The sequence below is a fragment of the Saccharopolyspora thermophila genome (genome assembly GCF_014646075.1).
GTDB lineage: Bacteria > Actinomycetota > Actinomycetes > Mycobacteriales > Pseudonocardiaceae > Saccharopolyspora > Saccharopolyspora thermophila.
On record NZ_BMMT01000004.1, the window covers coordinates 42,183 to 64,655 of the forward strand.

The 22,473-nt window shown below is 70.8% G+C and carries 22 protein-coding genes and 1 riboswitch; of the genes, 16 read left to right on the plus strand and 6 right to left on the minus strand.

The features are described from left to right. Positions 1-32 precede the first annotated feature (32 nt). Both IEY17_RS07930 and IEY17_RS07935 read right to left on the minus strand, forming a co-directional pair. On the minus strand, positions 33-1,310 hold the full coding sequence (locus tag IEY17_RS07930) for an MFS transporter (protein WP_188986666.1): 1,278 nt from the start codon (positions 1,308-1,310) through the stop codon (positions 33-35). Between the two features lie 97 nt (positions 1,311-1,407). After that, positions 1,408-1,647: an HC3 family zinc finger protein gene (locus IEY17_RS07935; protein ID WP_188986667.1), complete on the minus strand. Its 240-nt coding sequence runs from the start codon at positions 1,645-1,647 to the stop codon at positions 1,408-1,410. A gap of 274 nt (positions 1,648-1,921) precedes the next feature. Here IEY17_RS07935 and IEY17_RS07940 point away from each other — a divergent pair, with 274 nt between their 5' ends. Together IEY17_RS07940 and IEY17_RS07945 are read left to right on the plus strand one after the other, a co-directional pair. Next, complete coding sequence (locus IEY17_RS07940) at positions 1,922-2,773, plus strand: helix-turn-helix domain-containing protein (protein WP_188986668.1); 852 nt, start codon at positions 1,922-1,924, stop codon at positions 2,771-2,773. Further along, on the plus strand, positions 2,770-2,967 hold the full coding sequence (locus IEY17_RS07945) for a DUF397 domain-containing protein (RefSeq protein ID WP_188986669.1): 198 nt from the start codon (positions 2,770-2,772) through the stop codon (positions 2,965-2,967). Before IEY17_RS07940 ends, IEY17_RS07945 begins: the two co-directional genes overlap by 4 nt. Positions 2,968-3,162: 195 nt before the next feature. On the opposite strand, the gene IEY17_RS07950 is transcribed toward IEY17_RS07945, so the two are convergent. Next, positions 3,163-5,283 (minus strand): RecQ family ATP-dependent DNA helicase, encoded by a 2,121-nt coding sequence (locus IEY17_RS07950; protein ID WP_188986670.1) that lies wholly within the window; start codon positions 5,281-5,283, stop codon positions 3,163-3,165. Positions 5,284-5,409: 126 nt separating this feature from the next. On the opposite strand from IEY17_RS07950, the gene IEY17_RS07955 reads away from it, so the two are divergent. The 10 genes from IEY17_RS07955 to IEY17_RS08000 all read left to right on the plus strand — a co-directional run bounded on the left by IEY17_RS07955 (position 5,410) and on the right by IEY17_RS08000 (position 14,933). Continuing rightward, positions 5,410-6,750, plus strand: coding sequence for a glutamate-5-semialdehyde dehydrogenase (locus IEY17_RS07955; RefSeq protein WP_188986671.1), 1,341 nt, complete (start codon positions 5,410-5,412; stop codon positions 6,748-6,750). Between the two features lies 1 nt (position 6,751). Next, entirely contained in the window at positions 6,752-7,336 is a 585-nt protein-coding gene (locus tag IEY17_RS07960) for a TetR/AcrR family transcriptional regulator (protein ID WP_188986672.1), read from the plus strand. Between the two features lie 80 nt (positions 7,337-7,416). Continuing rightward, positions 7,417-8,622: a cytochrome P450 gene (locus IEY17_RS07965; RefSeq protein ID WP_188986673.1), complete on the plus strand. Its 1,206-nt coding sequence runs from the start codon at positions 7,417-7,419 to the stop codon at positions 8,620-8,622. A 28-nt stretch (positions 8,623-8,650) separates the two neighbouring features. Further along, positions 8,651-8,872: a ferredoxin gene (locus IEY17_RS07970; RefSeq protein WP_188986674.1), complete on the plus strand. Its 222-nt coding sequence runs from the start codon at positions 8,651-8,653 to the stop codon at positions 8,870-8,872. 169 nt (positions 8,873-9,041) lie between these two features. Next, entirely contained in the window at positions 9,042-9,653 is a 612-nt protein-coding gene (gene nadD, locus IEY17_RS07975; protein ID WP_188986675.1) for a nicotinate-nucleotide adenylyltransferase, read from the plus strand. 100 nt (positions 9,654-9,753) lie between these two features. Further along, a complete protein-coding gene (gene rsfS / locus IEY17_RS07980; protein ID WP_188986676.1) occupies positions 9,754-10,152 on the plus strand; it encodes a ribosome silencing factor in 399 nt (132 codons plus the stop codon). Then, on the plus strand, positions 10,149-10,763 hold the full coding sequence (locus IEY17_RS07985) for a histidine phosphatase family protein (protein ID WP_188986677.1): 615 nt from the start codon (positions 10,149-10,151) through the stop codon (positions 10,761-10,763). Before rsfS ends, IEY17_RS07985 begins: the two co-directional genes overlap by 4 nt. 46 nt (positions 10,764-10,809) lie before the next feature. Continuing rightward, positions 10,810-11,670, plus strand: a complete 861-nt coding sequence (locus tag IEY17_RS07990; RefSeq protein ID WP_188986678.1) for a DegV family protein — start codon at positions 10,810-10,812, stop codon at positions 11,668-11,670. A 132-nt stretch (positions 11,671-11,802) separates the two neighbouring features. Beyond that, positions 11,803-12,588 (plus strand): ComEA family DNA-binding protein, encoded by a 786-nt coding sequence (locus tag IEY17_RS07995; protein WP_229679935.1) that lies wholly within the window; start codon positions 11,803-11,805, stop codon positions 12,586-12,588. Further along, entirely contained in the window at positions 12,585-14,933 is a 2,349-nt protein-coding gene (locus tag IEY17_RS08000; RefSeq protein WP_188986679.1) for a ComEC/Rec2 family competence protein, read from the plus strand. Before IEY17_RS07995 ends, IEY17_RS08000 begins: the two co-directional genes overlap by 4 nt. Positions 14,934-15,000: 67 nt before the next feature. Here the strand turns inward: IEY17_RS08000 and thrC are convergent, their stop codons facing one another. Then, entirely contained in the window at positions 15,001-16,269 is a 1,269-nt protein-coding gene (gene thrC, locus IEY17_RS08005) for a threonine synthase (RefSeq protein ID WP_188986680.1), read from the minus strand. A 12-nt stretch (positions 16,270-16,281) separates the two neighbouring features. Further along, a riboswitch (SAM riboswitch) is annotated at positions 16,282-16,415 on the minus strand. Between the two features lie 95 nt (positions 16,416-16,510). Here thrC and holA point away from each other — a divergent pair. Continuing rightward, positions 16,511-17,494 (plus strand): DNA polymerase III subunit delta, encoded by a 984-nt coding sequence (gene holA / locus IEY17_RS08010; RefSeq protein ID WP_188986681.1) that lies wholly within the window; start codon positions 16,511-16,513, stop codon positions 17,492-17,494. 58 nt (positions 17,495-17,552) lie between these two features. Here holA and rpsT read toward each other — a convergent pair whose 3' ends face one another. After that, positions 17,553-17,813, minus strand: coding sequence for a 30S ribosomal protein S20 (gene rpsT, locus IEY17_RS08015; protein ID WP_188986682.1), 261 nt, complete (start codon positions 17,811-17,813; stop codon positions 17,553-17,555). A 475-nt stretch (positions 17,814-18,288) separates the two neighbouring features. Here rpsT and IEY17_RS08020 point away from each other — a divergent pair, with 475 nt between their 5' ends. Together IEY17_RS08020 and IEY17_RS08025 are read left to right on the plus strand one after the other, a co-directional pair. Further along, positions 18,289-19,152, plus strand: coding sequence for an EamA family transporter (locus IEY17_RS08020; RefSeq protein WP_188986683.1), 864 nt, complete (start codon positions 18,289-18,291; stop codon positions 19,150-19,152). 247 nt (positions 19,153-19,399) lie between these two features. After that, on the plus strand, positions 19,400-19,780 hold the full coding sequence (locus IEY17_RS08025) for a VOC family protein (protein WP_188986684.1): 381 nt from the start codon (positions 19,400-19,402) through the stop codon (positions 19,778-19,780). Between the two features lie 70 nt (positions 19,781-19,850). On the opposite strand, the gene IEY17_RS08030 is transcribed toward IEY17_RS08025, so the two are convergent. Continuing rightward, positions 19,851-20,441 carry a class I SAM-dependent methyltransferase gene (locus tag IEY17_RS08030; protein ID WP_188986685.1) on the minus strand — a complete coding sequence of 197 codons (591 nt, stop codon included), beginning with the start codon at positions 20,439-20,441 and terminating at the stop codon, positions 19,851-19,853. 129 nt (positions 20,442-20,570) lie between these two features. On the opposite strand from IEY17_RS08030, the gene lepA reads away from it, so the two are divergent. Then, positions 20,571-22,421, plus strand: coding sequence for a translation elongation factor 4 (gene lepA, locus IEY17_RS08035; RefSeq protein ID WP_188986686.1), 1,851 nt, complete (start codon positions 20,571-20,573; stop codon positions 22,419-22,421). Positions 22,422-22,473: the final 52 nt, after the last annotated feature.

Here is a 22,473-nt window from a genome sequence, read left to right on the forward strand (position 1 = left end):
GACGGACCGATCTCCAGGAATCTCGACCAGGGTCAGCGCAGTTCGGTGCCGCGGGTCTCCGGGAGGGTCCGGATCACGAAGAACGCAACCGCCGCACCGACCGCCAGGTACCAGAAGAACGCCGTCGACAGCTCGTAACGGGCCAGCGTCTGGATCACCAGCGGGGCCGTGCCGCCGAACACCGCGACGGTCAGGTTGTACCAGGCGCCGATGCCCAGCCCCCGCAGCTCGGTGGGGAAGAGCTCCGACATGATCGCCGGAGCGATCGAGGTCATCGCCGTGTACAGCGCGATGCCGACGCAGAACACCACCAGCAGGTTGATCAGTCCAGGCCGCACCAGCGTGGACAGCGGCACGATCAGCACCGCCGTCGCCGCCGACCAGACCAGCAGCTGCGGCTTGCGGCCGATGCGGTCCGACAGCGCGCCCATCGGGTACTGCAGCGCGACGAACAAGGCGGTCGCGATCGACAGTGCCAGGAAGACGTCGGTGGCGTCGGCGTGCCGGTTCTTCACCGCGAACGGCGTCAGCGCGCTGAAGAACGTGTAGTAGCACAGCGTGGACAGCATACTGAAGCCCACCAGCTGGCCGACCGCCTTCGGGTGATGCCGCAACGTCATCCACAGTGGATTCTTCAGCGCCTTCGCCTTGGCGCGGTTGTCCTCGAACTGCTCGGTCTCCTCCAGCGTGCGGCGCAACCAGATGCCGAGCAGGCCGAGCACGCCGCCGATCAGGAACGGGATGCGCCAGCCAAAGTCGGTCAACTCCTCCTCGGTGAGCAGCGCGGTCAGCGCATAACCCAGCAGCGATGCGACCAGCAGGGCCGAGCCGGTGGAGATGTAGAAGAACGCCGAATAGCGGCCGCGCCTGGCGGGCGGGGCGATCTCGGCCAGGTACGCGGAGGCGTTGGACACCTCACCGCCGAGCGACAGGCCCTGCCCGACCCGGGCCAGCACCAGCAGAACCGACGCGGCCCACCCGATGGTGTGGAAGGTGGGCAGCAGACCGATGATCAGCGATCCGCCGGCCATCAGCGAGATCGTCACCAGCATCGCGGTCCTGCGGCCGCGCAGGTCGGCGAACCGGCCCAGCAGCCAGCCGCCCAGCGGCCGGAAGAAGAACGCCAGCGCGAACGTCGCCAGGGTGTTGATCAGCGCGAGTTCGCCCGGGAAGAACGCGGACGCGAAGTAGACGCTGAAGGCGGTGTAGATCGTCCAGTCGTACCACTCGACGGCGTTGCCGATGCTCGCGGCGACCAGCTTGCGCAGGGGAAGGCGGGATCGCTCGGTCGCAGCCGTGTCGTGAGCCATCGCATCCTCCGGTGTCGTGCGCCCGGGAGGCAGGAGTGCGCGCCCCGGACGGTGACGACACAGTACGGTCTGCGCCGCGCGGGTGGAAGATCCGGATTCAGCCAGTGGGAAGGCCCGGACCACCGGGAGCGAGGTGGGTACCGGCCAGCTCGTGCGCGGCCCTGTTGCACTCCGGGCAGGTGTTCCACAACCACGCCACGTCGGAGTTGTCCACAGTGATCTGGGCGCCGCACAACGTCTCGATCGTCGTGTCGGCCGGGAAACCGCCGCGCGGCCGGGGTTTCAACGTCGCGTGCCGCTGACCTTCACCGGGTTGCCAGCGAAACGGGTAAGGCATGCACGATCACCGCCTGTTCCAAGTCGGTTGAAGGCGACTGCCGCGCGCCGCCGCGGGGTGCGTCGCGTCCGGGGCAGCCGGTTCGGGCCACGATGTCCACGGGAACCGGATCGGCCGGAGCCGTCCGCAGAGGTGCGGCCGCCGCCGATCATCCGCATGGTCGACTCCTCGGTAGGTTGTCGTGGCCCGTACCATTCTGGTGGTACGGAAACGGCTGGCCAATTACCTGAACAGGTAGTAGTTACCAGAGTCGAATTCTGTTTCTCTAGACTTCATGACCCGTACCACTGGGGGCACGCCGAAGGCCCGCGCCCTCGGCGCTGAGCTGCGCGAAGCCAGGGTGTCGGCGGGGAAGAGCCTGCGTGCCCTCGCGCAGGAGCTCGACACCAACCACGTTCGCCTGATGCGGTACGAAACCGGCCGATCGGTGCCCGCGCCGGAGGTCGTGGCCGCTCTGCTCACCGCGCTGGGCGTTCCGGAGGTCGAACGCGACCGCCTGGTCGAGATGGCGCGCGACGCGGACGCGCCGAACTGGCTCACCGCCGACCGGGCCGGCGTGCGGCAGGAGCTGACCGCGCTCATCGAGTTCGAACGCACGGCCACCCGGATCACCAACGTTGCCACCGGGCTGATCCCCGGTCTGCTGCAGACCTCCGACTATGCGCGCGCGGTGATGCGCGGCAAACCGGTCGGTGAGGTCGAGAAGCTGGTGCTGATGCGTCTCGGTCGGCGGGAGATCCTCTCCGCCCGCAACGGGCCCCAGCTGACCGCGATCATCAGCGAGAACGCGCTGCGGGAACCGATCGGCGGCCACGAGGTGATGGCCGAGCAGCTGCGCAAGGTGGCGGAACTGGCCACCTGGCCCAACATCTCGGTGCGCGTGGTGGCGAGCGGTTCGACGACGTGGCATCCCGGGCACGTCGGACCGTTCGTGGTCTTCGAGTTCCCGAAGGCGCAGCCGATCGTCCACTTGGAGCACTACCGCTCCTCCGCCTTCCTCTACAACCCCGGTCTCGCGCAGGAATACCTCGACGCGATCACTACCCTGCTCTCGTTCGCGATGGACGAAACCGATTCCCTCGAGTTCATCGCCAAGTGTGCGAACGAGATGGAGGCTTTTGCGTGAACACGGCACAGCCTGTCGGATGGCGGAAGTCGAGCCGGTCTGCCCAGGAAACCGACTGCGTCGAAATCGCCCGCTTGGGTGGCGGTGTGGCGGTCCGCGACTCGAAGTGCCGGGAAGCCGGCTACTTCACGGTGTCCGGGGTGCAGTGGCGGGCGTTCGTGGCCGGCATCCAGGCCGGTCGGTTCGATGGCTGACGCTGGATCGACGTGGTGCCCTCGCCGGGCCGGTCGGGGGCACCATTGTGCAATTCCTTTCACCTTCATGATCCATTTCGGGTGAATTCCCACCGGGCCTGGATCGCAGCTGATCGAGGAGCGCGCCGAAGGGCACTCGGGTTTCCACGTTTGTTTGCCCAAATCTGGGTGCCGTCGACACCGCCGGACACCTGATCAAGCGGTCGTGGCGAGCGTGAACGGCAGCACCGCGGGGGCGCCCGCCCGTCGCAGCAGGCGGCTGACCACCGTGATCGTCCAGCCCGTGTCGGCGTAGTCGTCCATCAGCAGCACCGGCCCGTCCAATGCGGCCAGCATCGCGGCGAGGTCGTCGGTCACCTCGAACCGCGGCCACAGTGACGCGACCCGCTGGGCGCTGTTGGTGGCCCGCCGCGATGTGGTGTCCGAGTTGGTCGCCACCTCGCCCAGCAGCGGCAACCGGCCGATCTCGGCGATCCGTCGGGCCAGGCTGCGGACCAGCTGCGGTCGGGTGCGTGAGCCAACCGCCACCACGCCGACCGGCCGCTGCTGCCAGTCCCACGCGGCCAGCACCTTGATCGCCGCCTGGAACAGGTCGTCGGGCAGGTCCTGGTCGGGGGCTGTCCCGCCGAGCAGTTCGCGCAGCCGGTTGCCCCAGCCGATGTCGGTCAGCCGCCCGATCGCGCGACCTTCCACGGCCTGCTCGGCAGCCGGGATCCTGCCCGATACCGGCACTCCGAGGGCGGCCATGCCACTTGGCCACATCGTGCGCGGGGACACCTCGATCCCCGGCCGCCGCAGCCGTTCCTCGGCCTGCCGCACCGCTTCCGGGTCGACCTCACCGGAGTACCGCACGCCCGTGCAGTTGTCGCAGCGCCCGCACGGTTCGGCGTACGGGTCGTCGAGCTGGCGGCGCAGGAACTCCATGCGACACCCGGCGGTGCCAAGGTAGTCAACCATGGCCTGCTGCTCGGCCCGGCGCTCCGCGGCGATGCGCTGGTAGCGCTCGGCGTCGTAGTGCCACGGCTCGCCGGTGGCCTCCCAGCCGCCCTTGACGCGGCGCACGGCACCGTCGACGTCGAGCACCTTGAGGACCATCTCCAGCCGGGACCGCCCCAGGTCCACGTGCGGTTCCAGCGCCGCCGTGGACATCCGGCCCTCGCGGGCGAGAGCGTCGAGGACCGCGCGCACCACGGGTTCCGGCGGGAAGGCCAGGGACGCGAAGTAGTTCCAGATGTCGCGGTCCTCCGGGCCGGGCAGCAGCAGTACCTCAGCGCGCTGCACGCCGCGTCCGGCCCGGCCGATCTGCTGGTAGTAGGCGATCGGCGAGGACGGTGCCCCGAGGTGGACGACGAACCCCAGGTCGGGTTTGTCGAAGCCCATGCCCAGCGCGGAGGTGGCCACCAGTGCCTTCACGCGGTTGTTCAGCAGGTCCGACTCCGCCTGCTGTCGCTCGGCCGGGTCGGTGCGGCCCGAGTAGGAGGCCACCTGGAAGCCCCGCTCCCGCAGGTACGCCGAGACCTCCTCGGTCGCGGCCACGGTGAGCGTGTAGATGATCCCGGACCCCGGCAGCTCCGCCAGGTGACTGGCCAGCCACCCCAGGCGGGCCTGCGCCGTGGGCAGCCGCACCACGCCGAGCCGCAGGCTCTCCCGGTCCAGGCTGCCCCGCAGCACCAGCGTCGCCTGCGGGTCGGTGTGCTGACCGCCCACGCCGAGCTGGTCGGCGACGTCCTGCACCACACGGTCGTTGGCGGTGGCCGTGGTCGCCAGCACCGGCACGCCCTCGGGAAGTTCGGTGAGCAGCGTCCGCAGCCGCCGGTAGTCGGGGCGGAAGTCGTGGCCCCAGTCCGAGATGCAGTGCGCCTCGTCCACCACGAGCATCCCGGCGCTGCGCGTGAGCTCGGGCAGGATCGTGTCCCGGAAGTCGGGGTTGTTCAGTCGTTCCGGGCTGACCAGCAGCACGTCCACCTCACCGGCGGCGACCTGCTCCTCGATGCCGGCCCACTCGTCCGGGTTCGCGGAGTTGATCGTCGCCGCGTGCACGCCCGCGGCCGCGGCCGCGTCGACCTGGTTGCGCATGAGCGCCAGCAGCGGCGAGATGATCACCGTGGGGCCTTCGCCGAGTTCCCGCAGCAGCGCGGTGGCGATGAAGTAGACGGCGGACTTGCCCCACCCGGTGCGCTGCACGACCAGCACCCGGCGGCGTTGCAGCACCAGCGCGCGGATTGCGTTCCACTGGTCCTCGCGCAGCGAGGCGTCCGGGCCCGCCAACGCGCGGAGACGGTCGTCGGCGAGTTCGCGCAGCGCGTGTTCGTCCATCTCCCGATTCCTACCGGATGCCGCTGTTCGCCCTCGTCCGGGGCCCTCTGGGCGGGCCGGTCCGGGTGGCGGGACGGGCCGCGAATCCCGTGTCGGCGGGCTGCAGGAACCGACTACTCTGAACTGGTGACCACCACCGAGTCCACGACCACGAGCAAGGTGTCCGGCGACGAGCTGCGCGAGCAGGTTCGCGACGCGGCGCGGCGGGCCAGGCGGGCAGCGGCCGAGCTGGCGCTGGCCAACCGGGGAACCAAGGATGCGTTGCTGCACGCCATGGCGGACGCGCTGGTGCGGCGTTCCGCGGAGATCCTCGCCGCCAACGAGCGCGACGTCGAGGCGGCCCGCGAGGCGGGCATGTCGGAGGCGCTGATCGACCGGCTGGCGCTGAGCGAGCCGCGCATCGACGCGATGGCCGACGGCCTGCGCACGGTGGCCGGGCTGCCGGATCCGGTGGGCGAGGTGGTGCGCGGCAGCGTACTGCCGAACGGGCTCCAGCTCCAGCAGGTGCGGGTGCCGCTGGGCGTGGTGGGCATCGTCTACGAGGGGCGTCCCAACGTCACGGTCGACGCCGCGGGCCTGACGCTCAAGGCGGGCAACGCCGTGCTGCTGCGGGGTTCGTCGTCGGCCGAGAACTCCAACACCGCGCTGGTCGAGATCCTCGCCGACGTGGTGCGCGAGCGCGGCCTCCCAGCCGACGCCGTGCAGCTCCTGCCGTGCCACGACCGGGCCTCCGTGCAGCACCTGATCACCGCGCGTGGGCTGGTGGACGTCGTGATCCCGCGCGGCGGGGCGGGGCTGATCTCGGCGGTCGTGGAGCAGGCGACGGTCCCGGCCATCGAGACCGGCGTCGGCAACTGCCACGTCTACGTCGACGCCGCCGCGGACATCGACACCGCACTGCGCATCCTGCTCAACTCCAAGGCGCGTCGCCCCAGCGTGTGCAACGCGGCGGAAACCCTCCTGGTGCACAAGGACATCGCCGGGGAGTTCCTGCCGCGCGCGCTGGCCGAGCTGCAGAACGCGGGCGTGACCGTGCACGGCGACGAGCGGGTCGTGGCCGTGGGCGGCTCCAACGTGGTCGCGGCGACCGAGGAGGACTGGGGGACCGAGTACCTGTCGCTGGACATCGCCGCGGCGGTGGTGGATTCGCTGACCGACGCCGTCGAGCACATCCGCACCCACGGCTCGGGGCACACGGAGGCGATCGTGACCAGCGACGTGCGCGCCGCCCGCCAGTTCACCGCACGGGTGGACGCCGCGGCGGTGATGGTCAACGCCTCAACGGCGTTCACCGACGGCGGCGAGTTCGGGATGGGCGCGGAGATCGGCATCTCCACGCAGAAGCTGCACGCCCGGGGCCCGATGGGGCTGCCCGAGCTGACCTCCACGAAGTGGCTGGCCTTCGGCGACGGGCACGTGCGGCCGGGCAGCGCCCCGGCCACTCCCGGTTCCTGCCCGGGGAGCTGAGTTGCCGCAGGCGCCGCGCCGCAGGAGGGACTCGGCTGCCACCAAGGAAGCGCTGTTGCAGGCCGCGTCGGAGTTGTTCGCCGAACGCGGCTTCACCGCGACCACGGTGCGCGACGTGGCGGCGAGGGCAGGGGTCAACCAGGCCCTGCTGTTCCGGTACTTCGGATCCAAGCAGGAGCTGTTCGCAGCGGTCCTGAGCCACAACAGCAGCCGAGTGCTCGACGAGCAGCCGCTCGAGCAGTTGCCCCGGCGGATCCTCGACAACCTTCTGTCCCCCGAGCTGCGCAGCGGGCAGGAGCACCCGATAGCGGCGATGCTGCGGTCCTACAGCGACGAGCGCGCCGCGCACGTCCTGCGCACCGAACTGGGGGCGCGCTACACCGCCCGGCTCGCGGAGCTCAGCGACGCAGCGGACGCCGAGCTGCGCGCCGATCTGGTCCTGGCGTGGTTTTTCGGCATCGGCATGGTCCGGTCGGTGCTGGGCAAGTCGCCGTTGGCGGAGGCCGATCCGGAGACGCTGACGAGTCACGTGGTGCGGGCGATTTCCGTGCTGCTGGAGCGAACGGACCTTCCGGGCGAAACGTGACGGTGGCGTGCGCGCGTCTGCGGGGGCGCGTACGGTGATGTTGTAAGCGACTGCTTACATCAAGTCACCGGGAGCTGTGCATGACCACCACGGAGCCGAGGACCTACCCGTTCAGCGAACCCGACCGGCTGAACCTCGACCCCCTCTACGCGCACCTGCGCAAGCAGGAACCGCTGACCAGAATCCGGTTGCCCTACGGTGAGGAGTCGTGGCTGGCGACCCGCTACGCCGACGTCAGGATCGTGCTTGGCGATCCCCGCTTCAGCCGGGCGGCCGCCGTGGGGCGGGACGAACCGCGCCTGCGTCCCCGGCGCACCGACGAGGGACTGCTGGCCATGGATCCACCGGACCACACGCGGCTGCGCAAGCTGGTCGCGAAGGCGTTCACCTCGCGCCGCGTCGAGCAGTTGCGGCCCCGCACCCAGGAGATCGCCGACGGCCTGGTCGACGCGATCGTGGCTCGCGGCGAACCGTTCGATCTGGTTGAGGAGTTCGCCCTGCCGCTGCCGATCACGGTCATCTGCGAACTGCTCGGCGTGCCCTACGACGACCGCGCCGACTTCCGGAAGTGGTCGGACGCCTTCCTGTCCACCACCAAGCTGACGCCGGAGCAGATCGACGACTACATCGAGCGGATGCTGGACTACATGGCGGGGCTGATCGCCGAACGTCGGAAGGCCCCGGCCGACGACCTGATCACCGGCCTGATCGCGGCCCGCGATGAGCAGGACCGGCTCACCGAGGACGAGATGGTCCGGCTGGCGGCCGGGATCCTCGTCGCCGGGCACGAGACCACCGCCAGCCAGATTCCGAACTTCGTCTACGTGCTGCTGACCCACCCCGACCAGCTCGCCCAGCTGCGCGCGGACCTGGACCTCGTGCCCTCGGCGGTCGAGGAGCTGATGCGCTACGTGCCGCTCGGCGCCGGCGTGGCCTTCGCCCGCTACGCGACCGAGGACGTCGAGCTGGGCGGGGTGCTGGTCCGTGCCGGTGAGCCGGTGCTGGTCAGCGCCGCCGCGGCGAACCGGGACGAGTCGGTGTTCAGCGAACCCGAGCAGCTCGACCTGACCCGCAACGAGGCCACCCATCTCGGCTTCGGGCACGGCCCGCACCACTGCCTCGGCGCGCAGCTGGCGCGGATGGAGCTGCAGGTCGCGCTGCGGACCCTGCTGACCCGGCTGCCCGGGCTGGACTTCGCCACCTCGGCCGAGGACGTGGTCTGGAAGGCGGGGATGCTCGTCCGCGGACCCCAGCGGATGGTCCTGTCGTGGCACGGTGTCAAGTGATCTCGCTCATCACGGGAAGAGGTGGCGCATGAGCTGGTCGGTCGAGGTCGACGCGGGCACCTGCATCGGGTCGGGCATGTGTGCGGGCGTCGCGCCGGACCACTTCGAGCTGGTCGACGGGTACTCGCGGGCGAAGCGGGCGGAGGTGGAGCCGGCCGACGAGGTCGTCGACGCGGCCGAGTCCTGCCCGGTCGAGGCGATCCTGGTCAAGGAGACCGGGAGCGGGAAGGTGATCGCGCCGGAGGAGTGACGCGGAGACCCCGGTTTTGCGTCATGGCGCGCACGGGTGGGGGTGTCCCACCCGTGCGCGCCTGCAAGACGTCGAGAGTCGCGCGAGCGGTCCACCGGATGCGATCCGCGACACGTCCGCCGCTCCCCGGCGATCGCCGCGGGGAGGCGGCTTTCTAGGCTTGTCAGCTATGTCGCGTCGGCGTCGGATCGGGGTCATGGGCGGCACCTTTGATCCCATTCATCACGGACACCTGGTGGCCGCCAGCGAGGTCCAGGCCCAGTTCGGCCTGGAGCAGGTGGTCTTCGTGCCCACCGGGCAGCCGTGGCAGAAGAGCCACGAGGCGGTCAGCCCCGCCGAGGACCGCTACCTGATGACGGTGATCGCCACCGCCTCCAACCCGCGGTTCCTGGTCAGCCGGGTGGACATCGACCGCGGCGGCCCCACCTACACGGCCGACACCCTGACCGATCTGCGCGAGCAGTACCCGGACGCGGACCTGTACTTCATCACGGGCGCCGACGCGCTGGAGCAGATCCTGTCCTGGCACCGGGTGGACGAGCTGTTCGACCTGGCCCACTTCATCGGGGTGACGCGGCCCGGCTACTCGCTCAACGGCGCCCACCTGCCGGCCGGTGCGGTGTCCCTGGTGGAGATCCCGGCGATGGCGATCTCCTCCACGGGCTGCCGGGACCGCGTCCGGGCGGGCCTGCCGGTCTGGTACCTGGTCCCCGACGGAATCGTCCAGTACATCACCAAACGCGGCCTCTACCGGGAAGTCACCCCCGAGTGGGGCCCGTAGCGGCCGGTGCTGGTGGAGACGGGTTCGGGCTGGTCGGGTGGAGGCTGGCTATCCTCGTACCCGGCGTGAACCGCACCCGGGTCCGCCCGAGAGGAGTGACGTGGCAGCCACCGAGAACGCCCGCCGGCTGGCCCTGATCGCCGCGCAGGCCGCGGCCGACAAGAAGGCCACCGACGTGGTCCTGCTCGACGTGTCCGAACAGCTGGTCATCACCGACTGCTTCATGATCGCCTCCGCGCCGAACGAGCGGCAGGTCGAGGCGATCGTCGACGCCGTGGAGGAGAAGCTGCGCGCGGCCGGCACCAAGCCCGTGCGCCGCGAGGGCGCCCGCGAGGGCCGGTGGGTCCTGCTGGACTTCGTCGACCTCGTGGTGCACGTCCAGCACTCCGAGGAGCGCGCCTTCTACCAGCTGGAACGGTTGTGGAAGGACTGCCCGCGGATCGAGTTCGAGGACGCCCACGGCCCCGCCGGGACCGAATCCCCGGACGCTGACGCGTGAGCCTCGACCGATTAGTGCTCTGGCGGCACGGCGAGACCGACTACAACGCCGCCGGCCGCATCCAGGGGCACCTCGACAGTTCGCTGACCGAGACCGGTCGGCTCCAGGCGCGGCGCGCCGCGCCGACGATCGCACGGTTCGAACCGGCGGTCGCGGTCAGCTCGGACCTGACCCGGGCGCGCTCGACTGCGGCGGCGTTCACCGAGGTCAGCGGGACTGCGGTGCGCTTGGACAAGCGCCTGCGCGAGACGCACCTGGGGCAGTGGCAGGGACTGAGCGGAGCCGAGGTCGAGCACGGCTGGCCGGGCGCGATGACCATGTGGCGGTCCAACCCGACCTGGGCTCCGCCGGGCGGCGAGTCGCGGGTGGAGGTCTCCGAGCGCGCCTTCGAGGTGGTCGAGGAACTGGACCACCAACACCAGGGCACCGCGCTGCTGTGCGCCCACGGAGGTCTGATCACCGCGTTGACGGCGAAGCTGCTGTGCCTGCCGCTCGACCTGTGGCCGGGCCTGGGCGGGGTGGCCAACTGCCACTGGGTGGTGTTGCAGCGCCGCGGCGGCGGCGACCACCGCTGGCGGCTGATGGCCTACAACGCCGGGGTGGCCGACTGACCGCTCTCGCCGATCATCCCGGCGCGTGACGTCGTAGGGTTGCGGCGTGCCCATTGCAGTCGTCACCGACTCGACGGCGTACCTGCCGGCGGGATACGCCGACCGCTTCCAGGTCCGCACCGTGCCGCTGCACGTCAGCGTGGACGGTGCCGCTCCGGTCGCCGAGTCCGATTTCGGTCCTGCCGACCTCGCGCGCGCCTTCGACCGCAAGCACCGGGTGACCACGTCCGGAGCGACCCCGCAGGAGTTGGCGAAGGCGTACCGGGCGGCGTTGGACGCGGGCGCGGACGGGGTGGTCGCGGTGCATCTGTCCCGGCAGCTCTCGGGCACCTGGGACGCGGCGAGGCTGGCTGCGCGGGAGGTGGACGCCGAACGCGTCCGCGTGGTGGATTCCCGCTCCACCGCAATGGGATTGGGTTTTTCGGTGCTCGCCGCCGCCGAGGCGGCGCAGGCGGGGGCCGGGCTGGCGGAGGTGGAGCGCATCGCGGAGCTGACCGCTGGCCGCACCACCACGTTGTTCTCCGTGCAGACGTTGGAGCACCTGCGCCGGGGTGGGCGGATCGGGACGGCTGCGGCGGTGCTCGGCACGGCGTTGGCGATCAAGCCGCTGCTGCACGTCCACGACGGACGCATCGACGCTCTCGAGAAGGTGCGCACGACCACCCGCGCCATGGCTCGTCTGCTGGAGATCTCGTCGTCCGCGGCCGGTTCGGGCACCGCTTCGATCGCGGTGCATCACCTGGCCGCGCCGGAGCGGGCGGAGCAGTTGGCGGGGCGGTTGCGCGCGGAACTCGGGAGCGCGGCCGAGTGCGTCGTCTCGGAGGTCGGGGCGGTGATCGGGGCGCATATCGGTCCGGGCGCAGTGGGGGTCGTGGTGCTTCCGGACGGGTGGCGCACGCGGAACTGAATACCTTTCGAGGGACGGATTTCATTCGATCCGGCTGAATCCGGACACAAGTTATCCACAGTGGCCCGGTTTGTCCACAGGTTCGAAAAATGGTGCTGCGCAACGTGTTTCGGTTGCTCTACCGTCGAGCGCATGTTCGACGTCCGAGGTTTCCGCGCTGACGCAGATGAATTTGACGAGGAACTCGATCCGCGCACCAGGCTGCGGATGTTGCGCCGGAGCGCCGCGCGCGATGATCCCGAGGAGCGCGCCGGGCCGAACTACTCCGTCGCGCCGCCGAATCCCGCTGTGCGGTCGCGGCTGGGCAAGTTCGCCGCCAGGTGGCTCCCAGAGCCGTTGTTGCGGTCCAGAGTGGACCCCGGCCGGGCCGGGGTGCTCGCGCTCGCATTGGTGGCCTCGGCTGTTCTGCTCGGGGTGCTGGCGCTGGCGTGGGCTGGGAGGCCGACGGCCGAACCCGCGCCTCCGCCCGTCCTGCCACCGCCCCCACCGGCCACGACCACGGCTCCGCCGGAGCTGGTGGTCAGCGTCGTGGGCAAGGTGCACCGACCCGGACTGGTCACCGTCGCACCGGGAGCCCGGGCCGCCGACGCGGTCGCGGCGGCCGGTGGTCCGCTGCCGGATGCCGACCTGTCCGGGCTCAACCTGGCGCGGCGGCTGGTCGACGGCGAGCAGCTGCACGTCGGGGTGCCGGTGCCACCGCAGGCCCAGTCGGGCCAGGCAGGGGACAGCAAGGTTGATCTCAACACCGCAACGGAGGATGAGCTCGATGAACTGCCCGGAATCGGCGAGGTCACCGCCCGGCGGATCGTCCGGTGGCGCGCGGAACATGGCCGCTTCGAGTCCGTGGAGCAGCTGCGCGAGGTGGGTGGGATCGGTGAGGCGCGGTTCGCCAGGCTGCGGGAGCTGGTGCGGGTATGAACGCCGGGCTGGATCTGCGGTTGGTGCCTGCTGCCTTGGCGGTGTGGGCGGTGACCGTGGTGGGGCTGCTCGCCGGGTGGCTGGTCGCCGCTGCGGTGGCAGCGCTCGCGGTGCTCGCCCTGCCCGTGGTGCTGTCGGCAGCGCGATTCCGGGTGTGGGCCCGGGGCGTGCTGGGGGTGCTGCTGCTGGGCGGGGTTGCCGCGACCGGCATCGCGGTCCGCGGCCACGGCGTTGCGCACCACCCGCTGCGCATCGCCGCCGAGCACGGCCAACGCGTGATGGTCGAGGTGGAGCTGACCAGTTCGCCAAGGCCGTTGCGCGGGGCGGCCTTCGGGGCGCGGCGGGTGCAGGACCGCTCGGTCGTCCACGCCGATCTCGAGTCCGTGGACGTCGGCGGGCGGCGGCTGCGGGCCGGTGGTTCGGTCGTGCTGCTGGTGCCCACCGACGGGTGGCGGGATCTCGTTGCGGGGCAACGAGTCACGGCCGTCGGCAAGGCGGCCCCGCCCCGTGACGGGGAGCTCGTGGTCGCCGCACTCCAGGTCTTCCGGCCACCGGGTGAGATCACTCCCGCGCCGGGGTGGCGGTACGCGGTGGACGACCTGCGCACCGGGTTGCGGGAGGTCTCCGCCGCTGTGCTGAGCCCGGCTGCCGCCGGGCTGCTGCCGGGCTTGGTCGTGGGTGACACCAGTGGACTGCCGCCGGAGGTGGAGCAGGACTTCGACACCGCCGGTCTGGCCCATCTGACGGCGGTGTCCGGCGCCAACCTGGCGATCGTGTGCGGGGCCGTGCTGGTGTTGTTGCACCTCGTCGGCGTGGGGCCGTGGGTGTCGGCGATCGGAGCGGGCGCGGTGCTGGTGGGGTTCGTGCTGCTCACCGGACCGGAACCCAGCGTGCTGCGCGCCGCGGTGATGGGTGCGGTCGCGCTGCTCGCGCTGGTGCTGGGCAGACAGCGGTCGGCGTTGCCGGTCCTGGCGGCGAGCGTGATCGGACTGCTGCTCGTGTTGCCGGAACTGGCGACCAGCCCCGGCTTCGCGCTGTCGGTGGCGGCCACGGCGGGGCTGGTGCTGCTCGCCCCGCGCTGGTCCGCAGCGTTTCACGTCAGGGGAGTCCCCGTCGGTGCGGCGGAGGCGATCGCGGTCCCGATGGCCGCCCACGTCGCCACCGCTCCGCTGGTCGCCGCGCTGTCCGGCGAGGTGAGCCTGGTGGCGGTGCTGGCAAACCTGCTGGCCGGGCCGGTGGTGGCGCCCGCGACGGTGCTCGGGGTGCTGGCCACCGCCACCGCGCCCGCTTCGACCTGGCTGGCCGAGCTGTGGGTCCGGCTCGCCGCGCCCGAGGTGGAGTGGATCCTGCTCGTGGCCGATCAGGCTGCGGCGATTCCCGGTGCCGCCGTCGAGTGGCCCGCGGGCGCGGTCGGTGGGTTGCTGCTCGCCGGGGCCGTCCTCGTCGGCCTGATCGCCTTGCGCGGCAAGCGGGTTCGCTGGGTGCTGGTGATCGCCGTGCTGCTGGTGGCCTTCGTGCTGGTGCCGGTGCGCGCAGTGCTGCCGGGCTGGCCGGTGCCGGGCTGGAGCGCGGTGGTGTGCGACGTCGGCCAGGGCGACGCCCTGGTGCTGGCCACCGGACATCCGGGCGAGGCGGTCGTGGTCGACACCGGACCGGAGCCGCGCCGGGCGGCGCAATGCCTGCGGCGGCTGGGGATCGAGCGGGTTCCGCTGGCGGTTCTGACCCACCTGCATGCCGACCACATCAGCGGACTCGCCGTGCTGCTGGCGGACATCCCCGTCGGTGCGGTCGGAATCGGTCCGCTGCGGGAGCCCGCGTGGGCGATGGACGACGTCGCCCGCGACGCCCGCGCGCACCGCGTCCCGGTGGTGCCGCTGCTGGCCGGGCAGCGGGCGAGCTGGCCCGGTCTCGTGCTGGACGTGCTCGGGCCGGACAACGTCTGGGCGAGAACGCAGTCCGAGGACGACGCCAACGACGCATCCGTCGTGCTGATGGCCACCACACCCGCCGGTCGGGTCCTGCTCACCGGCGATATCGAGCTGGCGGCGCAGGGCAGGCTGGTGTCGTCAGGGCTGGACCTGCGGGCCGACGTGCTCAAGGTCCCGCACCACGGTTCCCGGTACACCACACCGCGTTTCCTGCACGCAGTCAGCCCACGACTGGCGTTGATCAGCGTCGGCGACGGCAACAGCTACGGGCACCCCAGCCCGTTCGTGGTCGACGCGCTCACCCGGGCCGGCGCGAGAGTGCTGCGCACCGACCAGGAAGGAGATATCGCGATCCTGCCCGGGCCGCAGGGCCCCCGCTTCGCGGCACGCGGCGATCCGCTCCGCGCCGCGGCGTGACGGCATCCCGGAAAACCGGGCGGCGGCACCGCAGTGCGATGCCGCCGCCGGATACCAGGTCAGGGGATCACAGGCCGAGGGCCTGGTTGACCGCCTCGGTGGTCGGCGCCACCGTGGCCTTCGGGCCGATCTGGTCCTCGACCGCGTCCAGGGTCTTCAGCCCGTCGCCGGTGATCAGCAGCACCGTCTCGGCGTCCGGGTCGATCTTGCCGGTCTCGATGAGCTTCTTCGCGGTCGCCACGGTGACACCACCGGCGGTCTCGGCGAAGATGCCCTCGGTACGCGCCAGCAGCCGGATGCCCTCGCGGATCTCGTCATCGCTGACGTCCTCGATGGCGCCACCGGTCTTGCGGACGATGTCCAGCACGTACGGGCCGTCAGCGGGCGCGCCGATCGCCAGCGACCGGGCGATGGTGTCCGGCCGCACCGGCTGGACCACGTCGTGGCCGTTCTTGTACGCGGTGGACACCGGGGCGCAGCCGGATGCCTGGGCGCCGAAGATCCGCACCGGGCTCGGCTCCACCAGACCAACCTGGCCGAGTTCGTTGAAGCCCTTGTACACCTTGGTGAGTTGCGAACCGGAGGCGATCGGCACCACGATCTGCTCGGGGATGCGCCAGCCGAGCTGCTCGGCGACCTCGAAGGCCAGGGTCTTGGAGCCCTCCGAGTAGTAGGGGCGCACGTTGACGTTGACGAACGCCCAGTCCTCGTGCTCCGCGGCCAGCTCGGTGGCCAGGCGGTTCACGTCGTCATAGTTGCCGTCCACGGCCAGCAGCGAGCCGTCGTAGACCGCGCTCATCAGGATCTTGGCCCGCTCCAGTGTCTTCGGCACCAGCACCACCGAGTCCCACCCGGCGCGGGCCGCGGCCGCGGCGACCGCGTTGGCCAGGTTGCCGGTCGACGGGCACGCCAGCACCTTGAAGCCGAACTCGCGGGCGGCGGCCAGCGCCACCGCGACAACACGGTCCTTGAAGGAGTGGGTGGGGTTGCCGGTGTCGTCCTTGATCCAGATCCGCTTCACGCCCAGCGCCTTGGCGAGCTTGTCGGCCCGGATCAGGCGGGTACAGCCCGGCTCGGTGTTGGGGTGCTCCTCGACGTTGGACGGGACCGGCAGGAGCTGCTTGTAGCGCCAGATCGACCGTGGGCCGGACTCGATGTCCTCACGGCGGATCCGGCCGAACTCGTAGGCCACTTCCAGCGGCGAGAAGTCCTCGAGCGAGACGAATTCAGGAGCCAGCGGCTGGCGGTGCCCCTCTTCCTTGGACACCAGTTCGACGGCGTTACCGAGATCGAGCGCCTTGTTCGCGCCGGCGCGGACATGGGCAGCTGCAGTCATCGCGAGGTCCTCTCCTCATCTGTCCCGCGGACGGGTCGGAATTGGCACCGCTTTCGCCGGTGACCTCGCGCGGTGAGAACACGATTCGCCGGCGAACGGTTGCCGGGGCTTCATCGGGCCGGTCCCTCTGCCCCTCTGGATGAGCTATTCGGTTGTGCCGGCAACGCTAGTGGACCGTGCCAGGTTCTGGCCAGCGCGATCCAGATGCCGGGACGTCGGAGGTGCGTGCGACCATGCCTGTATGAGCGCACCGGCAGTCGTCCCCGATCCGCTGCAGTTGGTCCTCGGCGACGAAGAACTGCTGGTGGAGCGCGCGGTCCGGGCCGCGGTCGGGGCCGCCCGGGCGGCCGATCCGAACGCCGAGTTACGCCGGGTGAGGGTGAGCGAACTCACCCCGCCGGAGCTGGCGGAGTTGCTCAGCCCGTCGCTGTTCGCCGAGGCGCGGGTGATCGTCGTGGAGGCCGCGCAGGACGCGGGCAAGGAGATCGCCGAGGCCCTGCTGTCGCACGCCCGCCAGCCGGCGGAGGGCGTCACGCTCGTCGTCGTGCACAGTGGGGGCGGGCGGGCCAAGCACGCCAAGGAACTGCCCGGCGCGTTGCGCAAGCTCGGCGCCCGGGTCACCGAGTGCAACAAGATCACCAAACCGGCCGAGCGCGAGGCGTTCGTCCGGGACGAGATCCGCCGCGCCGGCGGCAAGGCGGACCCGTCGGGCGTGGCCGCGCTGATCGAAACGGTCGGCTCGGACCTGCGCGAGCTGTCGTCGGCGGCGACGCAGCTGGTCGCCGACACCGGCGGCAAGATCGACGAGACCGCGGTGCGCCGCTACCACCGCGGGCGTGCCGAGGTCACCGGTTTCGCGGTCGCGGAGAAGGCCGTGACCGGCGACCGGGCGGGAGCGCTGGAGGCGCTGCGGTGGGCGGTGCAGCTCGGCGTACCGCACGTGCTGATCGCCGACGCACTCGCGGACTCGGTGCGCACCATCGGGCGGGTCGCCTCGGCAGGTGGCCGCAACGACCCGTTCCGGCTGGCCGGTGAGCTGGGCATGCCCGCGTGGAAGGTCAAGAAGGCGCTGGCGCAGGCCCGTGGGTGGAACGCCACCAGCCTGGCCGAGGCACTGCAGGCGGTCGCCGAAGTCAATGCCGGGGTGAAGGGCATGGCTGCCGACGCCAACTACGCCCTGGAGCGCACCGTCCTGCGCCTGGTCGACCTGCGCAACGGCCGCTGAATTGGGACAGCAGAAAGCCCTTCCCCGCAGCGGGAAAGGGCCTGCCTGACCTGTCGGCTCAGAGCTTGTTGACGCGCAGAGCCAGCGCGGACTTCTTGTTCGCGGCCTGGTTCTTGTGGATCACGCCCTTGCTGGCGGCCTTGTCCAGCGCCCGGGCGGCGGCGCGCTGCAGCTCGATGGCCCTTTCCTTGTCGCCGGCGTCAGCGGCCTCGCGGAACTTGCGGATGGCGGTCTTGATCGAGGACTTCACGGCCTTGTTGCGCTGCCGGTTCTTCTCGTTGGTCCTGATCCGCTTGATCTGGGACTTGATGTTGGCCACTGTCGCGCCTCTTCCTCGTCGGTCGATGGGGTCGTGCCGCGCTTTCGTCGGCCCTGCCTGGGGCAGGTCTTCCTCCACTGCGGAATGCCGCACGGCACGGTCGTCCATGCTAACAGCGGCCAGCTTCGCGAACGCCAGGCGGCCCACCCAGCCAAAACCAGCCACAACAGCAAACCCGAAACCTTACCCTCAGGTAACCTCCCCGTTTGCCTGAATCTGGGTGCTCTTTCCCCCGGGAGACGGAAGGTCGCCGTGAGGGTGCAGGTATGCGGCGTGCCCGGTTAGCATGACTCGCGGTTGTGCCTAGGGTTCCGCTCACGCCCTGCTTCGCCGTAGGCATCCCACAACCAGGGGCGTGGAGGGCTGGTCCGAGCGGCACCGGCGGTCGCGGTCGGAGCGCGGCCGCACATCTGACGGGACAAAAGCCTGGAGGAGCCCGCGCTGCCGCGCGCCCGCGCGGCACGGAGAGGGTTCCATGGGTCTGGCCGCCGTCCTGCTCGTCGTCGCCGCCGCGTTCGCGCACGCGGGCTGGAACTTCTTCGCCAAGCGCGCCGGTTCGGCCGGAGCGGGTTTCGTGTGGTTGACCGCCACCTGGTCGGCGGTGCTCTACCTGCCGGCCATGCTGGGTGCTCTGCTGTGGTCGGGCGTGCCACCGTGGGAGGACTGGCTGTTCGGGGTGCTGGTCAGCGCGGTGCTGCACCTCGGGTACTTCCTGCTGCTCCAACGCGGGTACGCGGTCGGTGACATGTCGGTGGTGTACCCGCTGGCCCGGGGCACCGGGCCGATGCTGGCGATGCTGGTCGCGATCGCGGTGCTGGGCGAACGCCCAGGCTGGCTCGGGGTGCTCGGCGGACTGCTGGTGGTCGTCGGCGTGTTCGTGATCGGCCTGTCCGGCGGGGTGCCAAGGTCGGGCGCGAGCCTGGCCGGGGTGGGCTTCGGCCTGCTGACCGGCGCGCTGATCGCGCTTTACACGGTGTGGGACGCCCACGCGGTGACGGGGTTGGCCCTGTCGCCGCTGCTGTACGACTGGGCGAACAACCTCGCCCGCTCGGCCCTGCTCGCCCCGTACGCGGTGACCCGCCGCGAGCAGCTGACCGTGGCCTGGGCGGCGCACCGCCGCGAGATCCTGGTGGTGGCCCTGCTGTCCCCGCTGGCCTACATCCTGGTCCTGTCCGCGATGCAGCTCGCCCCGGTGAGCCTGGTGGCCCCGGCCCGCGAACTCAGCATCGTCCTGGCGGGCCTGCTGGCCTGGCGGGTCCTGGGCGAGCCACAACCGGGCCGCCGCATGGCGGGAGCGGTGGTGGTCCTCGCCGGAGTGGTCCTCCTCGGCATAGCCTGACCAGCGATCCGGGTGACCCCAAACCGGGCTTTCGGGGTGGACGGTTCGCGCGATCATGGGAGTTGCGATGACTGACCGGAACGGTCCGGACTTCTCCAGGATGACCGATGCCGAACTCGCAGACTGGCAGTACGAGCACCGGGACGAGCTTGATGCGAAAGAGCGGGGACTGCGAACCGGTCGAAGTCGACGTCGCACCGGCCTTCGAGGTGACGGGGTTGGGTGGGGGCGGGTAGAAACGCTGGGCATGGAGGTGCTGAACAGCCGCCTGATCGTTCGGCCCCGGGATCGGCAGCGGTCGCTGCGGTTCTACCGGGACGTGCTCGGTTTGGCGATCGCGCGGGAGTTCCCCGGGGGCACGGTGTTCTTCCTCGGACAGGGGTTCCTGGAGCTGTCCGGGCAGGGCGGGCCGGGCCCCAGCCCCGACCAGGTGCTCTGGTTGCAGGTCCGCGACCTGGCCGCCGAGTTCGACCGGCTCCGCGCCGCCGGCGTGACCGTGCTGGCCGAACCCGCCCGGCAGCCGTGGGGGCTGGACGAGGGCTGGATCACCGACCCGGACGGCATGCGCATCGTGCTCGTCGAGGTGCCCGCCGAGCATCCGATGCGCGCCGATCTCCGCAAGCTGTGAACGTGATCCGCACCGGGCACCGCCGCACGATCATGGTGGAAACTCGGCAGGGTGACCCGAACACCAACGCCTAGGGGCGGATGGCGCGGGTCTGGGCCTGCGTGGTGCCCCGCCGGGGTTTCCACGCCCACGTCTGCACGTCGACGAAACCGGCGCGCTGGACGTCGGTGTGCAGGCCGGCCCGGCCGCCGGGCAGCCAGCGCTCGTGCGTCGACAGCAGAAGCAGCCCACCAGGGCGGAGGACGCGGCGCAGCTCGGTGAGCGCCGCCGGTCGGTCCGGCCACAACTGGACGTTGTTCACGCTGAGCACCACGTCGAAGGCCGCGTCGTCCTGGTCCGTCGCCTCGGCGCTGCCCGCCCGCACGACGACCTTCCCGGCCTTGATGAGGTCCGCGCACCGGCGCACCGACGCCTGCCGCATGCGCTCCGAGGGCTCGATCCCGACGACCCGGCCCGCCTGCTCGCCCGCGGCCCGCAGACCCACGCCCGGCCCGGGGCCGACCACGAGCACCCGTTCCGTGCCCGTCAGCCGGGCCAGCCGCACCACCTGCTGCTCGGCCTCGGCGTTGCCGCGGGCCATCAGCGCACCGCCCACGGCGCCGAGCAGACCGCGGGGGTGCCCGAAGGCACGATCCAGGGCGAATGCGGCGAAACCACTCATAGCCCCAGCTCAGCACCGCCCGCGGGTCGGCGGCATCGGGGATGACCCGGAGTTGGGCACCGGGTACCGGGAGTGTCATGGGACGATGGGGTGAATCCCGCACCAGTCGACATCCGCGAGGAACACTGAGTGAGCAGTTTCGCCGACACCACGTTCACGCCCCCGGAGCGGATCCGGAACTTCTGCATCATCGCGCACATCGACCACGGCAAGTCGACGCTGGCCGACCGCATGCTGCAGCTCACCGGCGTGCTGGAGGAACGCGCGTACCGGGCCCAGTACCTCGACCGGATGGACATCGAGCGCGAGCGCGGCATCACGATCAAGGCGCAGAACGTGCGCCTGCCGTGGACCGTCGACGGCGTCGACCACGTGCTGCACATGATCGACACCCCGGGCCACGTCGACTTCACCTACGAGGTCAGCCGGTCGCTGGCCGCCTGCGAGGGCGCGATCCTGCTGGTCGACGCAGCCCAGGGCATCGAGGCGCAGACGCTGGCGAACCTCTACCTGGCGATGGAGCACGACCTCCAGATCATCCCGGTGCTCAACAAGATCGACCTGCCCGCCGCCGAACCGGACAGGTACGCGGCCGAGCTGGCGCACATCATCGGCTGCGAGCCGGAGGACGTGCTGCGCGTGTCGGCCAAGACCGGCGAGGGTGTCGGGGCGGTGCTCGACGAGGTGGTCCGGCAGATTCCGGCTCCGGAGGGCGAGGCCGACTCCCCACCGCGGGCGCTGATCTTCGACTCCGTCTACGACACCTACCGCGGCGTGGTCACCTACATCCGCGTGGTCGACGGCCGCATCACCCCGCGGCAGCGGATCCGGATGATGTCCACCGGTGCCACCCACGAGCTGCTGGAGGTCGGCATCATCTCGCCGGAGCCCAAGCCCTCCGCGGGGCTCGGCGTCGGCGAGGTCGGCTACCTGATCACCGGTGTGAAGGACGTCCGGCAGTCCAAGGTCGGCGACACGATCACTGCGGAGCGCAAGGGCGCCGAGCAGCCGTTGAGCGGCTACCGCGAACCCAAGCCGATGGTGTACTCGGGCCTGTACCCGGTGGACGGCACCGACTACCCGCTGCTGCGCGAGGCGTTGGACAAGCTGCAGCTCAACGACGCGGCGCTGACCTACGAGCCGGAGACGTCCGGGGCGCTGGGCTTCGGCTTCCGCTGCGGGTTCCTGGGGCTGCTGCACCTGGAGATCACCCGGGACCGTCTGGAGCGTGAGTTCGACCTGAACCTGATCTCCACCGCCCCGAACGTGGTGTACCAGGTGCACATGGACGACGGCGCCGAACTGGTCGTCACCAACCCGTCGGACTGGCCGGACGGCAAGATCAAGGACGTCTTCGAGCCGGTCGCGAAGTGCACCATCATCGCCCCGTCGGAGTTCGTGGGCACGATCATGGAGCTGTGCCAGAGCCGGCGCGGCCAGCTGGGCGGCATGGACTACCTGTCGGAGAGCCGCGTCGAGCTGCGCTACACGCTGCCGCTGGCGGAGATCGTGTTCGACTTCTTCGACCAGCTCAAGTCCCGCACCCGCGGCTACGCCTCGATGGACTACGAGGAGTCGGGCATGCAGGCGTCGAACTTGGTGAAGGTGGACATCCTGCTGCAGGGCGAGCCGGTGGACGCGTTCAGCGCGATCGTGCACCGCGACGCGGCCTACGCCTACGGCACGAAGATGGCCACGAAGCTGCGGGAGCTGATCCCGCGGCAGCAGTTCGAGGTGCCGATCCAGGCGGCGATCGGGTCGCGGATCATCGCCCGCGAGACGATCCGCGCGCTGCGCAAGGACGTGCTGGCCAAGTGCTACGGCGGCGACATCAGCCGGAAGCGCAAGCTGCTGGAGAAGCAGAAGGAAGGCAAGAAGCGGATGAAGACCATCGGCCGGGTCGAGGTTCCGCAGGAGGCGTTCGTCGCCGCGCTGTCCACCGACGAGTCCAAGGACGACAAGGCCAAGGGCAAGAAGTAGCGCCTGGCAGTGGGGGCCGCTGCGGGACGCTCGCGCCAGGAATAGACGTCTT

Bases quoted from the DNA above. Each gene is read 5' to 3' on its own strand.
- IEY17_RS07930 (WP_188986666.1), bottom strand. From the start codon at position 1,310: ATGGCTCACGACACGGCTGCGACCGAGCGATCCCGCCTTCCCCTGCGC.
- IEY17_RS07935 (WP_188986667.1), bottom strand. From the start codon at position 1,647: ATGCCTTACCCGTTTCGCTGGCAACCCGGTGAAGGTCAGCGGCACGCG.
- IEY17_RS07940 (WP_188986668.1), top strand. From the start codon at position 1,922: ATGACCCGTACCACTGGGGGCACGCCGAAGGCCCGCGCCCTCGGCGCT.
- IEY17_RS07950 (WP_188986670.1), bottom strand. From the start codon at position 5,283: ATGGACGAACACGCGCTGCGCGAACTCGCCGACGACCGTCTCCGCGCG.
- IEY17_RS07965 (WP_188986673.1), top strand. From the start codon at position 7,417: ATGACCACCACGGAGCCGAGGACCTACCCGTTCAGCGAACCCGACCGG.
- IEY17_RS07970 (WP_188986674.1), top strand. From the start codon at position 8,651: ATGAGCTGGTCGGTCGAGGTCGACGCGGGCACCTGCATCGGGTCGGGC.
- nadD (WP_188986675.1), top strand. From the start codon at position 9,042: ATGTCGCGTCGGCGTCGGATCGGGGTCATGGGCGGCACCTTTGATCCC.
- IEY17_RS07995 (WP_229679935.1), top strand. From the start codon at position 11,803: ATGTTCGACGTCCGAGGTTTCCGCGCTGACGCAGATGAATTTGACGAG.
- IEY17_RS08000 (WP_188986679.1), top strand. From the start codon at position 12,585: ATGAACGCCGGGCTGGATCTGCGGTTGGTGCCTGCTGCCTTGGCGGTG.
- thrC (WP_188986680.1), bottom strand. From the start codon at position 16,269: ATGACTGCAGCTGCCCATGTCCGCGCCGGCGCGAACAAGGCGCTCGAT.
- holA (WP_188986681.1), top strand. From the start codon at position 16,511: ATGAGCGCACCGGCAGTCGTCCCCGATCCGCTGCAGTTGGTCCTCGGC.
- IEY17_RS08020 (WP_188986683.1), top strand. From the start codon at position 18,289: ATGGGTCTGGCCGCCGTCCTGCTCGTCGTCGCCGCCGCGTTCGCGCAC.
- IEY17_RS08025 (WP_188986684.1), top strand. From the start codon at position 19,400: ATGGAGGTGCTGAACAGCCGCCTGATCGTTCGGCCCCGGGATCGGCAG.
- IEY17_RS08030 (WP_188986685.1), bottom strand. From the start codon at position 20,441: ATGAGTGGTTTCGCCGCATTCGCCCTGGATCGTGCCTTCGGGCACCCC.